This window comes from Actinosynnema sp. NPDC049800 (genome assembly GCF_040656635.1).
In the GTDB taxonomy this organism is placed as follows: Bacteria; Actinomycetota; Actinomycetes; order Mycobacteriales; family Pseudonocardiaceae; genus Actinosynnema.
Genome location: NZ_JBFAMT010000021.1, coordinates 39489 through 59294, shown reverse-complemented (window position 1 = coordinate 59294; position 19806 = coordinate 39489). Strand labels below are relative to the sequence as shown.

Genomic DNA, 19806 nt, shown 5'->3' with positions numbered 1-19806 from the left:
TCGCACCGGCCGCCGCCGGGGCCGTTCGTCGTAGCCGGCGATGACGGCGTGGGTTGGTGTCAAGCGTTACAACTCCAGGTCGGTGAGGACGAGGACCCGTTGTTCGGTCAGGTCCTCCATGGCCGCGTGCACCCCCTCGCGGCCCGTTCCCGACTCCTTGATACCGCCGTACGGCATCTGATCGGCGCGGAAGCTCGGGACGTCGCCCACGATCACCCCGCCGACGGCCAGTCGCTTGGCGGCGCGGAAAGCCACCCGGACGTCGTGCGTGAACAGGCCCGCCTGCAACCCGAACCGGGAGGCGTTCACCCGGTTGAAGGCCTCGTCGACGGACGGCACGGAGTCCAGCACCACCACCGGCCCGAACACCTCCTCGTCCACGACCTTGCACCCCGGCGGCACGTCGGCCAGCACGGTCGGCTCGTAGGTCGCGCCCGACCGCCGCCCGCCGGCCAGCACGCGCGCACCCGCCGCGACGGCCTCGTCCACCCACGCCTCGACCCGCCGCGCGGCGGCCTCGTTGATCAGCGGGCCGACGTCGGTGGCCGGGTCGGTCGGGTCGCCGGTGCCGAGCTTGCGCACGTGCGACACCACGGCTTCGGCCAACGCCGGGTACACGTCCTCGTGCGCGTACACGCGTTGCACCGAGATGCACGACTGCCCGCCCTGGTACATCGAGAACGTGGCGATCCTCTGCGCCGCCCGGTCGAGGTCCGTCCAATCCGGACAGACGACGGCCGCCGCGTTGCCGCCCAGCTCCAGCACGACGTGCTTGCGCGGCACCCGGTCCAAAATGGAGTAGCCGACCGGGCCGGAACCGGTGAACGACACCACCGGCAGCCGGGGGTCCTCGGCCAGCGCGCCCGCCACCTCGTTGGGCACCGGCAGCACCGACCACGAACCGGCGGGCAGGTCGGTCTCGGCCAGCAGTTCGCCCAGCAGCAGCGCCACCAGCGGTGTCGACGGCGCGGGCTTGACCACGATCGGCGCGCCCACCGCCAACGCGGGCGCGACCTTGTGCGCCACCAGGTTCAGCGGGAAGTTGAACGGCGCGATGCCCAGCACGGGACCGCGCGGCGCCCGCCGCACCAGCGCCAGCCTGCCGTTCGCCGCCGGGTCGGTGTCCAGCCGCTGGAGCTCGCCGGAGAAGCGGCGCGCCTCCTCGGCGGCCCAGCGGAACGTCGACACCGCGCGGGCGACCTCGATCCGCGACCACTTCACCGGCTTGCCCGACTCGGCGGTGATCAGCGCGGCCACCTCGTCCGCGCGCTCGGCGAGCCGGCGTGACACGTGGTCCAGCGCCGCAGCCCTGGCGTGCGCGGGCAGGTCGGCGAAGTCGCCGGCCACGGCGTGCGCGGAGGCGACGGCCCGCTCCACGTCCTCGGCGGTCGCGTTGGACGTCACGCCGGCGAGCGCGCCGTCGTGCGGTGTGCGGATCTCGACCAGGTCCTCGCTCGTCGCGGGCTCGCCCGCGACCCAGTACGGCGTCGTCGTCACTGCAGGGCTCCTTCAAGCACGTCCAGGCCTTCGGCCGCCCGTCGGGGATGACGGGCGGTGGCAGCAGGCAGATCACGTTCCCACGGGTACGGGTACGTCGGTACGACGACTCCGGCGGCGACCTCGGGGGAGGTCGGCTCGACGGCGGGCACCGCGTCACGCACGTCGGCCAGGGCGTGGGGAAGGGCGGTGGACTCGGTGCGTCGAGCGGCGTCGAGGTCCGGCGCGCGCGTGGTGTCGGTGGCGGCCGAGGAGGTGTAGGCGACCGGCTCGCCCGCGGGGCCCTCCGCCACCAGGTCCGGGACGACGCCGGCCGGGCGGCAGGAGCCGGTCGGGACCTGGTCGGCGACCGGCGGCACGCGGTGCGACCGGCGGCGTTCGGCCGGCCCGCGTGACCGGGGTCCGGTGATCTCCGCGCGCGGTCGGGCCATGGGTACAGCATCGACCGGCGCGGGGGCGGGCGACAGTATCCACAGTGGCGATGGGGTGGCGGTGGCCTGTACACAGTGTCCATGTCGTTGACGGTCGGGCAGTTGGCCCGCGAGGTCGGGTTGACGGTGCACGTGGACGCGGGGCTGGACCGGGTCGTGGCGTGGGTGCACAGCACCGAGCTGGCCGACCCGACGCCGTTCCTGGAGGGCGGTGAGCTGCTGCTGACCACCGGCATCGCGCTCGGGCCGCCCGACGGGTACGTGCGGCGGCTGGTGGCGGCCGGCGTCGTGGGGCTCGGGTTCGGCACCGGGCTGAGCCACGACCACGTGCCGCCGGACCTGGTCCGGGCCGCGCGGGACGCCGGGCTGGCCCTGCTGGAGGTGCCGATGGCCACGCCGTTCATCGCGATCACCAAGGCGGTGTCGCGGGCCGTCGCGGCGGACGAGTACGCGGCGCCGGCGCGCACCGGCGCGGCGCAGCGGGCGCTGGCCCGTGCCGCGGTCGCCGACGGGCCGACGGGCGTGGTACGGAGGTTGGCCCGGCTCATCGACGGCGCGGCGGCGTTGCTCGACCCGCACGGCACGCCGGTGCACGTCGTCGGCTCGCTGCCCGACCTCGCCGGGCACCTGCGGCGGCTCGCGGCGGCGGGCGGGCCGGCCGGCGCGGCGTGGCAGTCGGACGGGCGGCACGTCGCCATGCAGGTGCTGGGGCGGCGCGGCTACCTGGCCGTGGCGGCCGGCGCGCCGCTGGACGCGGGCGTGGTCAACACCGCCGCGTCCCTGCTGACGGTGGCCCTGGCCCGGTCGGACGAGGTCGACGCGGTGCGGCGGGAGCTGCGGGAGGCGCGGTTCCGGCTGGTGCTGGCGGGCGTGCCGGTGGACGGGGTGCCGGACGGGCCGTTCCGGGTGTTCGTGCTGCGCGAGCGGGCGGAGCCGGCGGGGTTCTGGGCGGAGGTGGACGGCCGGGTCGTGGTGCTGGCCCGCGAGGTGGACGTGCCCGCCGCCGCGTCCAGCCCGGTGGACGTGAACGGCGTCGCGCGCGGCTACCGGGAGGCGTTGCGCGCGTTGGAGGCGGGCGTGGACGCGTTCGAGGAGGTCGCCGGGTCCGGCCTGCTCGCGCCGGACGCGGCGGAGTTCGCCGCCGCCCTGCTCGCTCCACTGGACGACGTGCTGCGCGAGACGCTGCGGGTGTGGCTCGCGTGCCACGGCCAAGCCGACCCGGCCGCCGCCCGGCTGGGCGTGCACCGGCACACCGTGCGCAACCGGCTCAAGCGGGTGGAGGCGCTGCTCGGCCGTTCGCTGGAATCCGCGGGCGTGCGCGCCGAACTGTGGCTGGCCCTGCACGCCTGACCGTACGCTGGGCGGACACCGCCACCGTCCACTCCTTGTCCACGAGGGGGATCCCTTGGCGCGCTTCCGATTACTCGCCCACGCGGCGGCGGTCGTCACCGTCACCGCGGCCTTGCTCACCGCCGTGTTCGTCAACCCCGCCGGCGCTTGCGTCTGCATGCCGGCCAACGAGGCCCTGCGCTACCAGCAAGCCGTCTACGTGTTCTCCGGAACGGTGGTCCACGAGAAGGCGGAGGAGCACTTCTACCGGTACACGGTCGAGGTCGACACCGAGTACAAGGGTGAGGTCCCGCACCGGGTCTACGTGCTGTCGCCGCGGAACCACTCCTGCGGCATCCGGCTCACCGTCGATGCGGCGTACGTCGTGTTCGCGAAGGGCGACGTGTCCGACCGCCGGGTGGAGACCGAGTACTGCAGCGGCACCAGGTCGGCCGCGGCCGGGCCGCCGACCACCACCTCGCCGTGGTCCGGCACCTCGCCGCCCACGACGACCTGCACGACGGCCACGCCGTGACCACCCGCCGTCCACCCGCCGGAGATCGCGCCGCGGGGCGCTCTCCTTCGACCACCAGGGGGAAACCGTGCCGCGCTTGAGATTCCTGGCCCACGCGGCCGGCGTCGTCACCGTCACCGCCGCTCTGCTCACCTCGGTGTTCACCGGTCCGGCCAGCGCGTGCAGCTGCCTGCCCAGCACCGAGGGGCAGCGCTTCTACCAGGCCACCTACGTCTTCGACGCGCTCGTGCTGAGCGAGGCGCTGGAGGCAGGCGACCCGTCCGTGACCTACGACGACAAGTACCGGTACACCGTCGACGTCGGCCGGGTCTACAAGGCCGACGTGCCGTCGCAGGTCGACATCATCACGCCCGCCAGCGGCGCGATGTGCGGCATCAGGCTCTACCCGGGCACCGAGTACGTCGTGTTCGCGCACGGCGACGCGTCCGACGGTCGGGTGGAGTCGCACTACTGCAGCGGCACCCGGCCCGCCTCGGCCGGTCCGCCGGTGACCACCCTGCCCTCTACCACCACTACGACCCCCTCAACGGCGACCTGCACGACCGCCGTGCCGTAACGGGTGAGGGATTTCGCTCGACCGTGCGCCGGAGGTCACTCAACCGGGTGGTCTTCGGCGCTCAGTCGGTCGGCTCGGCGCCGTCCACCGGTCCGTGCTCGTACTCTTCATCCGGGTCGTTCCCGTCTTGCGCGGGCCTGACCTCGTCCACCTCGCCGAGGGCGTCCACCTTCGCGGCGGGGTCGTCGATGAACTCGTCGATCGTGGGTTCGCGCTCGCGTTCGGTCATGTCGCGGAGGTACCCCGGGTCGGGGGTCCGACACGGCTTCGGCATCCCGAAGAAATCGGTGGTTTGTGACGGCGGTGCTACGGGTAGGTGGACGCGGAACGGCAAACCGGGTGGCTGACCGTGCCCGCGGCCAGGTAGCTTCCGGCGTCCGGGCCGACGTCGTCGACACAGCGGAGGTTCAACCGGATGTGGGACGGTGACCTGACCGGTGAGGTGGTCGACGGCAGGTACGCCCTCGGCAGCCTGTACGGGTCGGGCGGCATGGCCGAGGTGTACCGGGCGGTGGACACCCGTCTCGACCGGAAGGTCGCGATCAAGTTCTTCCTGGGCCAGGCCTCCGGCGAGGACCGGATCCGGCTCGACCGCGAGGCGCAGGTGCTCGGCGAGCTGCAGTTCCCCGGCCTGGTCGAGGTGTACGGCACCGGCAGCTTCCGCGGGCGGCCCTACTTCGTGATGCAGCCGGTCGACGGCGGCACGCTGCGCCGGCGCATGCGCGGGGCGATGTCGCCCGAGGTGGTGGCCGCGATCGGGTCGCAGATCGCCGGCGTGCTGGCCCACGTGCACGCCAACGACGTGGTGCACCGGGACGTGAAGCCGTCGAACATCCTGCTCGACGCGACCGGGCGGCGGGCGTACCTGGCCGACTTCGGCTTGGCGTTGCAGGCGCAGGTCACCCGCGTGACCAGGTCCGGGATCCTGGTCGGCACCGCAGGCTACCTCGCGCCCGAGCAGGTGCGCGGGGGCGACGTGCTGCCGGCCGCCGACGTCTACGCGCTGGGCCTGGTCCTGCTGGAGTGCCTGACCGGGCGGCCGGAGTACCCGGGCGGCGACACGGAGGCGGCGCTGTCGCGGCTGCACCGGGAGCCGCGCATCCCGGCCAACCTGCCCGACCCGTGGGTCGACGTGCTGACCGCGATGACGGCGTCCGACCCGGCCAAGCGGCCGTCGGCGGCGGAGTGCGAGCGCCTGCTCGACGCTGCGCAGCGGGCGAGCGCCGGCCTGTCGCCGCTGGTCGAGGTGGCGGTGGTGGACCGGCCCCAGGCGGACGAGCCCGAGCCGAAGTCCGACAACCGGCCGCTGCTGCTGGGCGCGGCCGCCGCGGCGGCGGTGCTGACCGTGATCGGCTTCCTGGCGATGAGCGACCCGTTCGACTCCGGGCCCGGTGGGCGCGGCGGCAGGCCGGTGACGAGCACCGCGGCCGACCCGATCGCCGAGCAGGGGACGGAGACCGGCGCGGTGGTGCCGGGCAACCCCTCCACGGTGACGGTGCTGCAGGACGCGCCGGCGCGGGAGCTGCCGGTCGGGAACACCGGGGACGACGCCGCCGGCGGCGGCAACACGGTGACGGAAACGACGCCCGCTGCCGCCACCACGACCACCACCAAGGCCGAACGGGAGACGCCGGTCGTGCCGTCGAACGCGCCGGTCGTGATCGTGCCGACCCCGGGACCGCCCACGGTGGTGACCGGGCCGCCGTCGAGGGACCGCGGCGCCTCGTCGGGCCGGGGCTGACCCGACCCGGCGGCCCGATCGGTTGCCGGTGAGCGCTGCCGGTGGGTGCGGTCGGGTGGGTGCGGTTTGGTCAGCGGAGGGCCGGGAGGAGCTCGCCCTTGGCGAAGTCCAGGAACTCCGGCTGGTGGTCGCCGCCGATCTGGACCAGCGCCAGGTCGGTGAAGCCCGCGTCGCGGAACTTCGCCACCGCCTCCACCACCGGGCCGACGTCCGGGCCGCACGGGATCCGCGCGGCCACGTCCTCCGGTCGCACGAACTGCGTCGCGCCGGCGAAACCGGACGTGCCGGGCAGCTCCGAGTTGACCTTCCAGCCGCCCGCGAACCACCGGAACTGCTCGTGCGCCCGCTCGACCGCCGCGTCGCGGTCGGGGTCCCAGCAGATCGGCAGCTGACCGATCTTGCGCGACCGCTTGCCCTGGAAGACGTCCCACTCGTGGCTCAGCGACGCGTCCGGCTCGGTCGCCACCATCGCGTCCGCCAGCGGCGCGAACGTGCGCACCGACTGCCCGCCGGACACCGCCACCGCGATCGGCACGCGCTGCTCGGGCAGGTCCCACAGCTTCGCCGAGTCGACCCGGAAGTGCTGGCCCGAGTAGTTCACGTACCCGCCCTCGAACAGCTGCGAGATGATCTCCACGGCCTCCCGCAGCAGCTCGTGCCGCACGTTCACCGGCGGCCACCCGCGGCCGACGACGTGCTCGTTCAGGTTCTCGCCCGCGCCGATGCCCAGCGTGAACCGGTTGCCAGACAGCAGCTGCACGGTCGCCGCCTTCTGCGCCACCACCGCCGGGTGGTAGCGCACGGTCGGGCAGGTCACGTACGTCATCAGCTCGACCTGCTCGGTGGCCTGCGTGACCGCGCCGAGCACGCTCCACGCGTACGGCGCGTGCCCCTGCTCGTCCAGCCAGGGCGAGTAGTGGTCGCTCATCACCTCGAAGTCGAACCCCGCCTGCTCGGCGAGGCCCGCGTGCTCGACCAGCTCCCGTGGCCCGGCCTGCTCGGTCATCAGCGTGTAGCCGATCCGCACGATTCCTCCTACGCCATCGGCAGGTCGGTGAGGTCCGCCCGCAACTCGTCGAGTTCCTCGTAGACTGCCGACGCGCCGGCGTCGCGCAACTCGGCTTCGCCGAAACCACCCGTGCGAAGGCACACCGCGGGCAGCCCGGCCCGTGCGGCGGCCTCGCAGTCCCACACCGAGTCGCCGATGACCACGGCCCGGCCGCCCCGGTCCACCCGCCGCAACGCCACCTCGACCAGGTCCGGCGCGGGCTTGCTCTCGGCGACGTCGTCCGACGAGGTCGAGGTGATGCCGGACGCGTCGATCAGCTTCAGGTAGTGGTCGACGTGGTGGCGCTTGCCGGAGCTGGCCAGCACCACCGCGAAGTCCTGCTCCAGCGCCGAGGAGATGAGGCGGTGCGCGCCCTCCAGCGGCCTGACCTCGGCCAGCATCGGCTCGAACGCCACCTCCCAGGCCTTGCGCACCTCGTCACCGTGCTCCCGTTCCACGTGCTCGCCCGCCACGGCGGCGACGAGCTTGTCACCGCCCATCCCGATGGCCCGGTGCAGGCGCCAGGTCGGCACGGTGAGGTCGAAGCGGCGGAACGCGCGGAACCAGGCCACCGCGTGGTGGTAGTTGGTGTCCACCAGCGTGCCGTCCACGTCGAGGACGAGCGTGTTGGTCATGCGGCCTGGTTAGCCCGGCCGGGAGACCCGCAAACCGGCCGACCGCGCGAACCGCGCCAGCGCCCGGTCCAGGTCGGGGTGTTGTTCGGCGGTGGCTCCGAGCGGCCACACCGGCAGCCAGCCGTCGTCGTCCGCCGTCCACACCACGAACTGGCCGCGGGTGTCGAGCGGGCGGCTCTTGGACTTCCCGCGCAGGTACAGGCCGTAGGTGCCCTCGCTGCACCGGATCTCCAGCCCGCCCACCTCGCGGGCGGTGAACTCGCGGGTGGAGCCGAACCGCGACACGACCAGCCGGGTCGGCTCCACCCGCAGCCGGTTGGGCCGCCACGGCACGCCGCGCACCTGCCAGTGCAGCACCGCGATGCTCACGCCGACGAGGGCCACCGGCACCCAGCCGGGGACGAACATCCGGGGCAGGTTGCCGGACGCCGCGAACACCGCGGACGCCAGCCCGCCGCCGATCGACAGCGCCGCCCGGGGCCTCGAAACCGTGTTCGCCTGCCGGAACAGCACCTCGCTGCCCCGGACCGGCACGGTGGTCGGCACCCGTTCCGGCGCGGGCGCCGCCGTGGCCAGCCGGTCGCGCAGCCGGACGTGCCGGAACTGGTAGACGCCGCCGACCCGGCGCAGCACGCCCGCCCGGTGCGCCTCGCGCAGGAACGCCAGGGCGGCCCACGGCAGCCGGCCGGTCAGCGCCAGGCCCACCCTGGTGAGCACCCACCGCCCGGACGCGCTGACCAGCAGCATGACCGCGCCGCAGCCGGCCCACGAGCCGACCATGTACACCGCGCCCAGCAGCAGTTGCACCACGACCGGTTTGCCCTCGTGCAGCGTCGGCAGGTACATCAGCGAGCCGACCTGCGGGGCGATGAGCACCAGCGCCGCGAGCACCGCCTTGCGGTCGCCGCGCAGCAGGGCGTCCGGGTCGACGGCGCGGTCCGCGTCGACCGGTGACATCAGGACCGACTTGCCCAGCCCGAGCAGCAGGGCCAGGGGCACCAGGAACCACCCGAAGTTGTCGCCCACGGACGCCAGCGGCACGCCGACCACCGCCGTGCCGCCGACCCAGCCGGTCACGGCGAGCGCGGCTTGGCGTGGCCGGTGCCGCGCTTCCTGGACCAGCGCCCGGATCCGCCTGCGCCACGCCGTCGGGCCCGGCCTGCCGGTGGGCGCCCGACCGTCGGCCGCCATCCCGCCCGCGGTGAACTCCACGAACACCCAGACGGCCACACCCATCGGGAAGCTGAGCGCCATCGGGAGCCAGTCGAGCTCGTCGAGGCGGGCGAAGTTGAGGTCGGCGACGACCAGGGCCGCCAGCACCACGCCGGTGACCAGCGAGGCCAGCGCCAGGAACGCGACCCGGGCCGGTCGCGCCCGGCTCAGCCGCCACCAGGCGATGTCCTGCTCACCGCGTGCCGTCAGGTGGTCGGCCAGGAACCGCAGGTACCGGGTGGCCTGCTCGACGTCCCACCGGCCGCGGTCCTCGTCGTCGAACGCGGCCGGGATCAGCCCGTCCAGCAGGTGCTCCTCCACGGCCGCGCGGTCGGGCAGGCGGGTCAGCCCGGCGGGATCGGCGGCGGGGGAGCGGTGGACGCGGCGCGCCAGCCACACCATCAGCGGGGTCGACAGCGCGGCGGCCAGGTCGCCCTCCGGCTCGGCCTCGATCTTCTCGAGCACCGGGCGCCAGGCGGGTAATCGGGCCGGCGTGACGGCGGTGCGCAGGTGCGCGACCACGGCGGACGGGGTGAGCGGCGCGGCGCGCAGCACGGCCGCCGACCGCAGCACCTGGCCGTCGGCCACGGCCGCCGCGTACTCGGCGGCGCGGGAGGTGACGATCACCTCGCCGAACCCCTTGTGCAACGCCGCCAGCGCCCGGCCGCGCACCGGCGCGGGGAGCTCGTCCAGCCCGTCCAGCACCGGCAGCACCCGCCGGTCGCGCACCAGCCGCTCGACCGCGGCCCGGCCGTGCGTGACGTGCAGACCCGGGTACTCCTCGGTGATCCGGCGCAGCAGCCACTCGGCGGGCTTCTCGCGGACCGGGTCCCAGGACGCGATCGACAGCAGCACCGGCACGGTCTGCTTCACCCGCAGGTCGACCAGCAGCTGCTGCACCATCAGCATCGCGAACGTGGTCTTGCCCGAGCCCGGCTCCCCGAGCACCACCAGCCTGCCGCGCGGCAGCGCGCGGAACGCCTCGGCCAGCCGTGCCAGGTCGTCGCCCTCGGGCACCGCGCCACCGATGTTCTCCCGGTGGTCGGCGTGCTCGGGGCCCGCCCGCCACACCACCGGCAGCGGCGCGGGGTCGAACACGTCGCGGGCGGCGGACTCGTCGCGCCACTGGGCCAGCACCAGCGCGGCCAGCTCCGCGGCGGCGAGGTCGACCGGCTCGGCCGCGGGCGGCAGGTGGACGTGCACGTCGCCGTGCACGTCCCTGGCCTGCAGCACGAACGTGGCGGTGCCGTCGAAGGTGTTGTGGACGGGTGGTTCGGGGTGCACGGCGCAGCGCTCAGACGCGGGCGGGGAGGGAGTCCAGGAACTCCTCGATCAGCCGTCCCCACTCGGCGGGCGCCTCCACCGCGGGCGAGTGGCCGCTGTCCAGCTCCGCCCACCGCGCGCCGGGGATCAGGTCGGCCAGCCCGCGCGTGGTGCCGGGCGCGATCAGCCGGTCGTGCTTCGCGCCGATCACCAGGGTCGGCACGGTCAGCGTCGGCACCTCGTCACGCAGGTCGATCCGCTGCACCAGGTCGACCTGCTCCGGGGTGCCGGGCGGGATGGTGAGCGCGATCAGCTCCAGGAAACCCGCGGTCTGCTCGGCGGTCAGCCGCCGTTCGAACGGCGCGCCCAGGGCGACGGACATCAGGAAGCGGGCCAGCTCGGCGCGGTCGGCGTCCAGCAGCCGACGCCACCGCCGCACCCGTTCCGCGGTCTCGGGGTCGAGGTGGGCGAACCCGGCGGTGAGCACCAGGGCGGTCACGCGTTCGGGGTGGCGCCGCGCCGCGCGCACGGCGACCGCGCAGCCCATCGAGTAGCCGACGACCGCGAACCGCTCCTCGCCCTCGGCGGCGGCCACCAGCCGGTCGGCGAGGTCGTCCAGGTCGAGGGGGCCGGTCGCGCGGGGGGTGGTCCCGGAGCCGGGGAAGTCGACCGCGTGCACCTTGCGCTTGCGCGACAGCCGCGGGATGAGGGGGCTGAAGTTGGCGCGGACCGTGCCACCGGCCCCGTGGGCGAGCAGAAGTGCGGGAGTCACGTGGCAGATTCTGCCGGGCGACGCGCGTGCGGCGGCGGGAATTGCGCGCGAAGGACGATTCGTGACCAGGGCGGATCGGGCGACGGTGGTCGGTTGGTGTGCAAGCACACACGTAGATCGGCTCGGTAGGGCGGGGGGTGGGGCGCGGAGGGCGGGCCGGGGCGGGGTGCGCTGAGGGCGGGTGTGCTGGCGGTGGGGTGCGGGGGAGGGGGTGCGGCGCGGCGGGAGCGCGGTGTGCCGGGGTGGGTGCGGCGGGGCAGGTGCGAGGAGGGAGCGAGGTCAGCCGACGTACACGCGGATCGCGGTGCCGGCCTCGTGCGTGTGCACGCGGACCAGGTCGCAGAGCAGGTTCACCAGCATGACGCCGTACCCGCCGCGGGCGTTGGCGCCGGGATTGCGCCTGCCCACCATGGGGCTCGCGATCCGGCCCGCGTCACGCACCTCGCACACCACGGCGCCGCCCTCGCGCCACAGCAGCAGCGTGCCGAAGCCGCCGCCGTGCACCACGCTGTTCGTGGTCAGCTCGTTGACCGCGAGCACCAGGTCCTCCACCTGGTCTGCGGTCAGGCCGGTCTCGACGGCGAACGCGGCCACCAGTCGCCGGGTGGCGCCGAGGGCGTCCAGGTCGAACCGGCGGGTCAGCGCGTCCGGCGGCGGCGAGGGCAGCGGTCGGTTGAACTCCTCGGCGATCAGGAACGGCTCGCGGTAACCGGTGCTCTGCCTGCGCCGCTGCCCCTCGACCACGACCGGGTGCGTGGTCTCCGCGTCGCGCACCGCCTCCGGCGCGAGGTTCGCCGTGTCGTACGGGCACAGGATCCACGCGGGCCGGTCCTCGAACGCGGTGTTGATCAGCGCCTCGTGCTGCACGCAGGCCGGGTACTCGAGGTCCGTGCGGCCCGGCCAGATCGGCTCGCCGATGATCCGCACCCGGCCGGTGGCGGCGTTGTTGTCGGTGAACGCGGTCAGCACGCCGGGGATGATCCGGCCCGGGTTGCGCCCGGCGCGTCTCATGTCCAGGAACTCGACCTGCTCGGCCAGCCCGCCCAGCGCGCGCCGCAGCAGGTCGATGCCTCGTTGCGGCACGGCCACCAGCACCGGCTCACCCGCGGTCACGCCGTCGCGCACGAACGGCACTGTCCCCGCGAGGTACTCCTCGTCGTCGCGGTAGAGCAGTGCCTCGTGCACGAAGTCGACCACCGGGGGAACCTCCGAACGGTTGCTGGCAGGGGAGGACTGCCCGTTCAGTATCCCGCCCGATCATCGTCACGGAGCGGCCTGCGCAGGCAAACGCGTGTCGCGGGGTCGAGTCCACGTGCGGCTTCCGCCGCGACGACGGCCGTCAGGGCCGGCGAGAGGTCCGCCACCTCGTGGAACCCCAGTCGTCGATAGTAGGGGCCGTTCCACGGGATGTCGCGGAACGTGGTCAAGGTCAACGCCTCCAGCCCGCGCGTCGCGGCCCAGCGCTCGACGTGGTCCAGCAGCGCCGCCCCGATACCGCGCCGCGCGTGGTCGGGGTGCACGCAGACCTGCTCGACGTGCGCCGCGCGGTCCGCGGTCAGCACCTCGACCGCGATCCAGGCCACCGGGAGCGGGTCGACGGCCACCCAGACGTGCAGTCCGGCCAGGGTGCTCAGCGGCATCGGGTCGTCGTCGGCGATCTCGGGCATGCCGAACTCGCGGAAGGGCTCACCGGAGGCCCGTTCGATCGGGGGCAGCAGCGGCAGTTCGTCGGGCCGGGCGGCGCGGAGGTCCACGGGAGCATGATCAGCCGGCGGTGAGGTTCTGCTCAACCGCGTTCGCGAGGGCTTCGAGCAGGCGTGACGGCAGCTGGTCGTCGGGGCAGTCGTCCACCCGGAGCTCGGCGACGCTGCCCGCCACCCCGGCCAGCGAGACGCGCAGCTCGCCCCGGCAGCCGTGCTCGGCCAGCGGCGTCCACGTCAGGAGCAGTCGGTCGTAGTCGGCGGCGAGGCTGACCTGGTGCGGCTCGTCGTTGGTGCGCAGGATCAGCACGTCGTCCGTGCGGCCGACGACCTGGTAGGGGTCGGGCAGCCAGGAGGCCAGGCGGGCGGGGTCGGCGGCGGCGTTGAACACCAGGTCGGGCAGGGCGGGCACATCTCGTCTCGCGTGGATGGTCACGGCGTCACGGTTACCCCGTTCGAGCATCCGCACACGGGGTAACCAGCGGTCATGACGGCAGCACAGGAACCACTGGAGCCCCGGGAGCGGGCGGAAGAGCCCGTCGACCCGATCGACCCGGACGAGGTCGCCGAGGAAGCGCCGATCGACCCCACCCCGCAGGAGGTCGACGAGTACCGGGCGCTGATCGGGGACGAGACGCCCGAGCCCGGGGTGACGCGCGATCACCGTGAGGCACGGAGGTGGGCAGAGGCCGAGGCAGAGGCGCGGGCACGGGCGTCGGGGGAGAGGTCGAAGAGGCGGGTGCCCGAGATCCCGGAGTTCTGACCCAGGCGGATCGGCGGCGCCTGGGTCGGTTCCCGGGAGCCGGGTCGGCCTGTCGGCTTTCCACCGCGGCGCGGACGTTCGGCCGCGCCGGGGTCAACCCCCAGAGCCCGGTTCGGTCATCGCGCGCATCGCCCGCGCCTTCACCGGGTCCGGCAGGACGCGGCCGGCGGCCGCTTGCGCCTTGGTCCGCAGCGAACCGGCCACCACGTGGTCGTCGCCGTCCATCAGCGCCTTGAACCCCGCCCGCGCGACGTCCGCCGGGTCGTCCTTCGGCCCGGTCGCGACCTTGGTGTCCGTCATGCCCGCCCGGCGGAAGAAGTCGGTGTCGGTCGGGCCCGGCATCAGCGCGGTCACGGTCACCCCGCTGTCGCGCAGTTCCTCCCGCAACGCCTGCGAGAACGACGCCAGGAACGCCTTCGACGCCGCGTACACCGAGTGGAACGGCCCGGGCGCGGTCGCGGCCACCGACGACGTGAACAGGACCCGGCCTGCACCGCGTTCCACCATGGTGGGCACCAGCCGCTTCGCCAGGTGCACCGCCGAGGAGATGTTGAGGTCCACCACCCGCAGGTGGCTGCGCAGGTCGCTGTCGTCGACGAAATCACCGCCGACGCCGACCCCGGCGTTCACCGCCAACGCCTCCACCGGCCGTCCCACGCCCTCGACCACCGCGACCAGGTCCTCGTTGCCCTCGAACGTGGCCAGGTCCGCCCGCACCGGGTCCACCCGCGCCCCACCGGCGGCCAACTCCCGCGCCACGTCGTGGACCACGTCGTTCTCCGCCGCCACGACCAGGTCGAACCCGTGCTCGACGAACACCTTCGCCAGCTCGAGCCCGATTCCGCTGGACGCGCCGGTCACCACCGCCAACGGCCTCTCCGAAGCACTCATGGCCCTGAACTACCCGGAGTGGCCCTGAACTACCCGGAGTCGGATCACCCAATCCGGTTTCACCCGATGCGCCTTTGGGCACTCCTCCCGGTACCTCTCACACGCGGATGGTGGTGACGTATGTCCGGACGACCCGGCCAGGTCGGCGTGCTCGACGTCGGCTGCTTCAGCGCCCACCTGGTCGTCGTCTCCGGCTCGCCGCTGCACCCCGTCCTCTCGCACAAGACCCGGCTCCGGCTCGACCGGGCGCTCGACCGGGACAACCGACTCCGCCCGGAAGGCGTCGAACAGGTTGTGACCGCCGTCCACGCCGCGCACCGGATCGCCGAACGCGCCGGGGTCTCCGCCGTCGTGCCCTTCGCCACCTCCGTCATCCGCGACGCGCCCAACGCCGAGCAGGTCATCGCCGAGGTCGCCCGCCGCACCGGCACCCGGTTGCGCGTGCTGCCCGGCCAGGAGGAGGCACGCCTGGCCTACCGGGCCGCGCGGCACTGGTTCGGCTGGCGCGCCGGCCCGTTGCTGGTGCTCGACGTCGGCGGCGGCACGGTGGAGCTCGCCGTCGGTGACGACGTGGAGCCGTCGTTCACGCGTTCGCTGCCGTTCGGCGCCCGCACGATGACCCGGCGGCTCGCGGTCGACCGCGCCGCGCGGCGCGACCACCGAGGCCTGGCGCGGGAGCAGGTGCTGGTGCACGACCGGGTGGTGGTCGCGCTGGAGGGGACGTCGGTCGCCGAGCACCGGGCGGTCGGCTGCTCGAAGGTGTTCCAGCAGTTGGCGCGGCTGGCCGGGGCGCGGCCGCAGCAGGAGGGACCGCTCGTGCCGCGCTCCCTGCGCCTGGCCGACCTGCGCGGCTGGATACCCCGGCTGGCCCGGATGCCCGTGCCGCGACGCGCCCGGTTGCCGGGCATCTCCCGGCACCGCGCGGAGCAGTCGTTGGCGGGAGCCCTGGTGGCGGAGGCGTTGATGGTGGCCACCGGGCACGACGAGGTGGAGATATGCCCCTGGTCGACCAGGGAAGGGCTGCTGCTCGCCCTGATCGGCGCGGGCGGCGATGACGACGAGTACTGCCGGGTGGCGTGAAGGGATCGGGATGCTGGCGCTGTCGGTCGAGGCTCACCGGACGGGGTGCGCGGTGGTCGTGGCGACCGGGGAGTTGGACCTGGCGGGCGCGCGCCGGGTGCTGGACCGGATGGACCGCTTGGTGAGCGAGGGACGTGACCGCATCGTGCTCGACATGTCGGGGGTCGCGTTCTGCGGGGCCCAGGCGATGAGCGCGCTGGTCCGCACCAGGGCGAGGGCCCAGCGGGCGGGCGGTTGGCTGCGGCTGGCCGCCGTGCCGCCGCACGTGCGGCGGGTGTTCGAGCGGACGGACCTGGATCGGCTGTTTCCCCGCTACCCGGACGTGGCGTCGGCGGCGACGGGGCGTGCGGCGGCGAGCGGGCAGGCGGGTGCGTCGGGTGCGGAGGCGGGTGGTGGTGCGGTGGACGGTGTGGTGGACGGGCGTGCGGTGGACGGTGTGGCGGGTGGTCGTGCGGTGGCGGGAGGTGCGGCCGGTGGTCGTGCGGTGGGTGGTAGTGCGGTGGGCGGTGGTGCGGTGGCCCGTGGGCGGGTGTCGCGTGGGGGGCGGCGTGCGGTTCAGGTCGATGGGGAGGGCGTCGGATCCGGGGAGGGTGCCAGATCCGGCGAAGGTGTCGGTTCCGATGAGGGGCCGGTCAGCGCCGGGTGGTGACGGGCTGTTTCGAGCGGTCGTCGAGGGGTAGTCGAGCGGGACCACCGTCACAGGCGAGGTGATCCGCTATGAGTGCGACGACCCGGTTGCCGCACCCGGTCCGCGCGGCGGCGATGGCGGTCGCGGTCGTGTTCCTGGTGGTGGGTGTGCTCGGGTTCGTGCCCGGGATCACCACCGGGCTGGACGAGATCGCGTTCGCCGGTCCCGGATCCGGCGCGCACTTGATCGGTGTGTTCCACGTGTCGGTGCTGCACAACCTGGTGCACTTGCTGTTCGGCGTGGTGGGCCTGGTGATGGCGCGCACGGCGTCGGCGGCGCGGGCGTTCCTGATCGGCGGCGGCGCGCTGTACCTGGTGCTGTGGCTGTACGGGCTGGTGGTGGACAAGGAGAGCGCGGCGAACTTCGTGCCGGTCGACGCGGCCGACGACTGGCTGCACCTGGGGCTCGGCCTCGGCATGGTGGCGCTGGGCTCGGCGCTCAAGGGCAACCCGCATGCGCGCAGTGCCTGACCTCGTCGAACCCGCCTTCCGCGTGCTGGCCGGCGCGCGGGACGCCAAGGCGTTCCACCCGCGCGGCCGGTGGTTCGACGGCACGGTGACCGTGACGTTCGACCCCGGGCTGCCGCTGCCGGTCGGCGTGACGGAGGTGTCCGGGCGGCTGTCGAAGGGCGCCGGCACGCCGGGTGGGCTGCCGGACGTGCTCGGGTTGGCGTTCCGGCTGCCGGGGCCGTGGGACGTGCTGCTGTCCACGTGCGTTGCCCGCGTGCTGCCGCGGCCGGCGCGGACATGGACCAGCGCCCGGTACGGCAGCATCACCCCGTTCCGCTGGCGTGACCGGTTGGTGTGGTTGGCCGCCGTCCCCGATCACCTGCGGCTCTGCTCGGCGGCGTTGGCCGGGCTGCCGGGCGAACTGGGGTTCACGCTGGAGATCGGCGCGCCGTGGCGGCCGGTCGGCAGGCTCGTGGTCCGACCGCTGGACGTCGACCGCGACCTGCCCGCGCTCGACCCGATCCGGAACCGCCCGCCGGGCCTCGACCTGGCGCCGGCGGCCCTGGCCAGGGCGCGCGAGAGGGCCTATCGGGGTAGTCGGCGCGGTCGATCGCCCGATCCGGTGACTGCTCCGGACGCATGAGCACCGGTTGCGCGGGGTAGTCGAGTGGTGACGAGCTGGTCGAGGTCCGGAGGCTGTCGCGCCCTTGGTTCGCGCAGGCGTTCCCGCACCGACACCCCTGCTGGCGGCCGAGTGAACGGAGAACGACCGATGCGACACGATCGCTCGACCCGGCGACGGGTCGTCACCGCGGGCCTGGCGACATCGGCCCTGCTGCTGGCGAGCGCGGGCCACGGCTATGGATACGGACACGGATTCGGGGTGGGGAGGCAACCCGAGGGAGAGGTCCTCGGCGCCAACCGGCCGGGCGCGGTGAAGGACAGCTACATCGTCGCGTTGCGGGAGACCGCGGTGAGCGTGCAGCAGACGCCCGCCACGGCGCAGGCCCTGGTCGGCACGTACGGCGGCGCGGTCAAGATGACGTACACCGCCGCGTTGCGCGGGTTCGCGGCCGCGATGAGCGCGGAGCAGGCGCGCAGGCTGGCCGCCGACCCGGCGGTCGAGTACGTCGAGCAGGACGCCCTCGCGCACGCCACCGACACGCAGGAGAACCCGACCTGGGGCCTGGACCGGGTGGACCAGAAGAACCTGCCGCTGGACAAGAAGTACACCTACAACAGCACCGGCGCGGGCGTGACCGCGTACGTGGTCGACACCGGGATCCACAAGGAGCACAAGGACTTCGGCGGTCGGGCGGCCGACGGGCACGACTTCATCGACGACGACGCGGAGGCGCAGGACTGCAACGGCCACGGCACGCACGTCGCGGGCACCATCGGCTCGACCACGTACGGCGTGGCCAAGGCCGTGAAGCTGGTCGGCGTGCGGGTGCTCAACTGCCAGGGTTCCGGCCAGTGGTCGCAGGTCGTCGGCGGCCTGGACTGGGTGGCGCAGCACGCGGCCAAGCCGGCGGTGGCGAACATGAGCCTCGGTGGGGCGGCCAGCACGGCGGTGGACGACGCGGTGAAGAAGATCGTGGCGGCCGGTGTCACGGTCGCCGTGGCCTCCGGCAACGACAACCGCGACGCGTGCCGCACGTCGCCGGCGCGCGTCCCGGAAGCGATCACGACCAGCGCGACGGACAGCACGGACACCCGGTCGTCGTTCTCCAACTACGGTCGCTGCACCGACATCTTCGCCCCTGGCACCAAGATCACGTCGACGTGGAACGACGGCGCGGAGCGCACGATCAACGGAACGTCGATGGCGTCACCGCACGTGGCGGGCGCGGCGGCGTTGTACCTGAGCGCGAATCCCGCTCGTGCGGCGGCCACGCCGGCGGAGGTGGCGAAGGCGTTGATCGACAACGCGACCGACGGCGTGGTCAAGAACTCCGGGCCCGGCACGCCGAACAAGTTGCTGTACACGGGGTTCATCAACGGCGGCGACCCGAACCCGCCGACGTGCAAGGGCGGGACGAGCGAGGAGGACGTGGCGATCCCGGACGCCGGTGAGGCCGTGACGTCGGAGATCGTGGTGTCCGGATGCGACGGTCGTGGCACGGCGACGACCTCGGTGAAGGTGGACATCGTGCACCCGTACACCGCTGATCTGGCGGTGGAGCTGGTCGGGCCGAGCGGTGCGGTGTTCGTGCTGCGGCGGTCGGGTGGGGAGAACTCGGCGGACGGCATCCACGAGACGTTCAAGGTGGACACGTCGGCGGAGGAGAAGAACGGGACGTGGAAGTTGCGGGTGAAGGACGCGTATGCGTATGACACCGGGAAGATCGATGGGTGGGGTATCGGGTTCTGATCCGTTGTGCGGGTTGGGCCTGGCTGGGTTGTGTGGGTTGGCTGGGTTGGGCGGGGCGGTGGTGGTCTCGTTCGGCTCGATTTGACATGGGGCCCTTACGGGCACCCCAGGCAGGCCGAAGCCGGGCAGGCCTGGCGGGAAAAGCGTCCGCCAAGCCTGCCCGGCTTCGACCAGCCTATGGCACCTGAACCCATGTCAAATCGGGCCTAGGTGGGTGAGTTGCGGGTCCGCTGTGCGGCGGTTGAGGTGAGTGGACTTCGGTCGGTGCGGTGCGGGTCCGTTGTGGTGAGGTGGAGCGGGGAGGGGGTGCGCCGGTTCTGCGTCGTCCTGTCCGTTGTGGACTGGAGGGGTGTGGGCGCGTCGGAGCGGTGGTGGAGCGGGGAGGTGAGTGGTTAGGGGAGGGGGCGGCGGCCGGCGAAGCCCAGGTCGGTCCGGTGGTACCAGTTGAGGCCTCGGTCGCCTTCGATCCAGCACAGCAGCACCGGGACGCCGTCGAGTTCGGAGGGGAAGTCGACCAGTAGTGGTGCGAAGCCCTTCAGCTCGGCGCCGGTGGCCTGCACCGTGGTCATCAGGTCGTCCAGTCGGGCCTGCGCGGCCTTCAGCTCGGGCAGGCCGCCGAGGTCGGTCGGGCCTCCGCCCTCGAGCGAGGCGGCCAGCTCGGCGGCGTCCGCCCGGATCTCGACGATCTCGGTGAGCACCGGCAGGAGCTTGGTCAGTTCTTCTCGCGCCTCGGGCACGCTGAACACGGTCACCCCTGGTCTGCCGGGAGGTTCGTACCCGGACAGGTTACCCGTGGCGGGGTGGGTCGACGTCGGTGGCAGGAGGGGTTCGGCGTCGGGGCC

At 73.6% G+C, this 19806-nt stretch carries 22 protein-coding genes; 10 read left to right on the top strand and 12 right to left on the bottom strand.

What is annotated here, in order from left to right; genetic code table 11:
- Positions 1 to 66: 66 nt before the first annotated feature.
- A complete protein-coding gene (locus AB0I91_RS23805) occupies positions 67 to 1497 on the bottom strand; it encodes an aldehyde dehydrogenase family protein (RefSeq protein WP_499613900.1) in 1431 nt (476 codons plus the stop codon).
- Complete coding sequence (locus AB0I91_RS23800) at positions 1494 to 1928, bottom strand: hypothetical protein (protein WP_499613903.1); 435 nt, start codon at positions 1926 to 1928, stop codon at positions 1494 to 1496. The genes AB0I91_RS23805 and AB0I91_RS23800 overlap by 4 nt, the downstream gene beginning before the upstream one ends.
- Before the next feature lie 81 nt (positions 1929 to 2009).
- Between AB0I91_RS23800 and AB0I91_RS23795 the strand changes: the two genes are divergently transcribed.
- The 3 genes from AB0I91_RS23795 to AB0I91_RS23785 all read left to right on the top strand — a co-directional run bounded on the left by AB0I91_RS23795 (position 2010) and on the right by AB0I91_RS23785 (position 4348).
- Positions 2010 to 3278 carry a PucR family transcriptional regulator gene (locus AB0I91_RS23795; RefSeq protein ID WP_498785866.1) on the top strand — a complete coding sequence of 423 codons (1269 nt, stop codon included), beginning with the start codon at positions 2010 to 2012 and terminating at the stop codon, positions 3276 to 3278.
- Positions 3279 to 3333: 55 nt separating this feature from the next.
- Entirely contained in the window at positions 3334 to 3792 is a 459-nt protein-coding gene (locus AB0I91_RS23790; protein WP_498785868.1) for a hypothetical protein, read from the top strand.
- Between the two features lie 67 nt (positions 3793 to 3859).
- Positions 3860 to 4348: a hypothetical protein gene (locus AB0I91_RS23785; RefSeq protein WP_498785870.1), complete on the top strand. Its 489-nt coding sequence runs from the start codon at positions 3860 to 3862 to the stop codon at positions 4346 to 4348.
- 61 nt (positions 4349 to 4409) lie between these two features.
- On the opposite strand, the gene AB0I91_RS23780 is transcribed toward AB0I91_RS23785, so the two are convergent.
- On the bottom strand, positions 4410 to 4577 hold the full coding sequence (locus AB0I91_RS23780; protein WP_498785872.1) for a hypothetical protein: 168 nt from the start codon (positions 4575 to 4577) through the stop codon (positions 4410 to 4412).
- A 186-nt stretch (positions 4578 to 4763) separates the two neighbouring features.
- Here AB0I91_RS23780 and AB0I91_RS23775 point away from each other — a divergent pair, with 186 nt between their 5' ends.
- Complete coding sequence (locus AB0I91_RS23775; RefSeq protein ID WP_498785874.1) at positions 4764 to 6089, top strand: serine/threonine-protein kinase; 1326 nt, start codon at positions 4764 to 4766, stop codon at positions 6087 to 6089.
- 70 nt (positions 6090 to 6159) lie between these two features.
- Here AB0I91_RS23775 and AB0I91_RS23770 read toward each other — a convergent pair whose 3' ends face one another.
- The 7 genes from AB0I91_RS23770 to AB0I91_RS23740 form a co-directional block, all read right to left on the bottom strand.
- Complete coding sequence (locus AB0I91_RS23770; RefSeq protein WP_499638863.1) at positions 6160 to 7116, bottom strand: LLM class F420-dependent oxidoreductase; 957 nt, start codon at positions 7114 to 7116, stop codon at positions 6160 to 6162.
- 8 nt (positions 7117 to 7124) lie between these two features.
- Positions 7125 to 7772: an HAD family hydrolase gene (locus AB0I91_RS23765; protein WP_499613914.1), complete on the bottom strand. Its 648-nt coding sequence runs from the start codon at positions 7770 to 7772 to the stop codon at positions 7125 to 7127.
- Between the two features lie 9 nt (positions 7773 to 7781).
- The gene (locus AB0I91_RS23760) at positions 7782 to 10268 is read right to left on the bottom strand and encodes an NACHT domain-containing protein (RefSeq protein WP_499613917.1); all 2487 of its coding nucleotides are present in this window, start codon (positions 10266 to 10268) and stop codon (positions 7782 to 7784) included.
- A 10-nt stretch (positions 10269 to 10278) separates the two neighbouring features.
- Entirely contained in the window at positions 10279 to 11019 is a 741-nt protein-coding gene (locus AB0I91_RS23755) for an alpha/beta fold hydrolase (RefSeq protein ID WP_499638861.1), read from the bottom strand.
- A gap of 279 nt (positions 11020 to 11298) precedes the next feature.
- A complete protein-coding gene (locus AB0I91_RS23750) occupies positions 11299 to 12216 on the bottom strand; it encodes an anti-sigma factor RsbA family regulatory protein (protein ID WP_498785884.1) in 918 nt (305 codons plus the stop codon).
- A gap of 44 nt (positions 12217 to 12260) precedes the next feature.
- Positions 12261 to 12773, bottom strand: coding sequence for a GNAT family N-acetyltransferase (locus AB0I91_RS23745; protein WP_499613923.1), 513 nt, complete (start codon positions 12771 to 12773; stop codon positions 12261 to 12263).
- Positions 12774 to 12783: 10 nt separating this feature from the next.
- Entirely contained in the window at positions 12784 to 13155 is a 372-nt protein-coding gene (locus tag AB0I91_RS23740) for a hypothetical protein (RefSeq protein WP_499638859.1), read from the bottom strand.
- Between the two features lie 51 nt (positions 13156 to 13206).
- On the opposite strand from AB0I91_RS23740, the gene AB0I91_RS23735 reads away from it, so the two are divergent.
- Positions 13207 to 13482 carry a hypothetical protein gene (locus tag AB0I91_RS23735; protein ID WP_498785891.1) on the top strand — a complete coding sequence of 92 codons (276 nt, stop codon included), beginning with the start codon at positions 13207 to 13209 and terminating at the stop codon, positions 13480 to 13482.
- Between the two features lie 93 nt (positions 13483 to 13575).
- On the opposite strand, the gene AB0I91_RS23730 is transcribed toward AB0I91_RS23735, so the two are convergent.
- The gene (locus tag AB0I91_RS23730) at positions 13576 to 14373 is read right to left on the bottom strand and encodes an SDR family NAD(P)-dependent oxidoreductase (RefSeq protein WP_498785894.1); all 798 of its coding nucleotides are present in this window, start codon (positions 14371 to 14373) and stop codon (positions 13576 to 13578) included.
- A 120-nt stretch (positions 14374 to 14493) separates the two neighbouring features.
- Between AB0I91_RS23730 and AB0I91_RS23725 the strand changes: the two genes are divergently transcribed.
- From AB0I91_RS23725 to AB0I91_RS23705, 5 genes are all read left to right on the top strand, one after another.
- Positions 14494 to 15453, top strand: coding sequence for a Ppx/GppA phosphatase family protein (locus AB0I91_RS23725; RefSeq protein ID WP_498785896.1), 960 nt, complete (start codon positions 14494 to 14496; stop codon positions 15451 to 15453).
- Between the two features lie 10 nt (positions 15454 to 15463).
- Positions 15464 to 16102, top strand: coding sequence for an STAS domain-containing protein (locus AB0I91_RS23720; RefSeq protein ID WP_498785898.1), 639 nt, complete (start codon positions 15464 to 15466; stop codon positions 16100 to 16102).
- Between the two features lie 68 nt (positions 16103 to 16170).
- Positions 16171 to 16611: a DUF4383 domain-containing protein gene (locus AB0I91_RS23715; RefSeq protein ID WP_499638856.1), complete on the top strand. Its 441-nt coding sequence runs from the start codon at positions 16171 to 16173 to the stop codon at positions 16609 to 16611.
- Positions 16595 to 17233, top strand: a complete 639-nt coding sequence (locus tag AB0I91_RS23710) for a hypothetical protein (RefSeq protein WP_499638854.1) — start codon at positions 16595 to 16597, stop codon at positions 17231 to 17233. Before AB0I91_RS23715 ends, AB0I91_RS23710 begins: the two co-directional genes overlap by 17 nt.
- A 129-nt stretch (positions 17234 to 17362) precedes the next feature.
- Positions 17363 to 18964, top strand: a complete 1602-nt coding sequence (locus AB0I91_RS23705; protein WP_499638852.1) for a S8 family peptidase — start codon at positions 17363 to 17365, stop codon at positions 18962 to 18964.
- 392 nt (positions 18965 to 19356) lie between these two features.
- Here the strand turns inward: AB0I91_RS23705 and AB0I91_RS23700 are convergent, their stop codons facing one another.
- A complete protein-coding gene (locus AB0I91_RS23700; protein ID WP_498775685.1) occupies positions 19357 to 19710 on the bottom strand; it encodes a DUF2203 domain-containing protein in 354 nt (117 codons plus the stop codon).
- Positions 19711 to 19806: the final 96 nt, after the last annotated feature.

Excerpts from the sequence above, each read along its gene's own strand:
- AB0I91_RS23800 (WP_499613903.1), bottom strand. The coding sequence starts at position 1,928 with ATGGCCCGACCGCGCGCGGAGATCACCGGACCCCGGTCACGCGGGCCG.
- AB0I91_RS23795 (WP_498785866.1), top strand. The coding sequence starts at position 2,010 with ATGTCGTTGACGGTCGGGCAGTTGGCCCGCGAGGTCGGGTTGACGGTG.
- AB0I91_RS23780 (WP_498785872.1), bottom strand. The coding sequence starts at position 4,577 with ATGACCGAACGCGAGCGCGAACCCACGATCGACGAGTTCATCGACGAC.
- AB0I91_RS23775 (WP_498785874.1), top strand. The coding sequence starts at position 4,764 with ATGTGGGACGGTGACCTGACCGGTGAGGTGGTCGACGGCAGGTACGCC.
- AB0I91_RS23765 (WP_499613914.1), bottom strand. The coding sequence starts at position 7,772 with ATGACCAACACGCTCGTCCTCGACGTGGACGGCACGCTGGTGGACACC.
- AB0I91_RS23735 (WP_498785891.1), top strand. The coding sequence starts at position 13,207 with ATGACGGCAGCACAGGAACCACTGGAGCCCCGGGAGCGGGCGGAAGAG.
- AB0I91_RS23730 (WP_498785894.1), bottom strand. The coding sequence starts at position 14,373 with ATGAGTGCTTCGGAGAGGCCGTTGGCGGTGGTGACCGGCGCGTCCAGC.
- AB0I91_RS23725 (WP_498785896.1), top strand. The coding sequence starts at position 14,494 with ATGTCCGGACGACCCGGCCAGGTCGGCGTGCTCGACGTCGGCTGCTTC.
- AB0I91_RS23720 (WP_498785898.1), top strand. The coding sequence starts at position 15,464 with ATGCTGGCGCTGTCGGTCGAGGCTCACCGGACGGGGTGCGCGGTGGTC.
- AB0I91_RS23715 (WP_499638856.1), top strand. The coding sequence starts at position 16,171 with ATGAGTGCGACGACCCGGTTGCCGCACCCGGTCCGCGCGGCGGCGATG.
- AB0I91_RS23710 (WP_499638854.1), top strand. The coding sequence starts at position 16,595 with ATGCGCGCAGTGCCTGACCTCGTCGAACCCGCCTTCCGCGTGCTGGCC.
- AB0I91_RS23705 (WP_499638852.1), top strand. The coding sequence starts at position 17,363 with ATGCGACACGATCGCTCGACCCGGCGACGGGTCGTCACCGCGGGCCTG.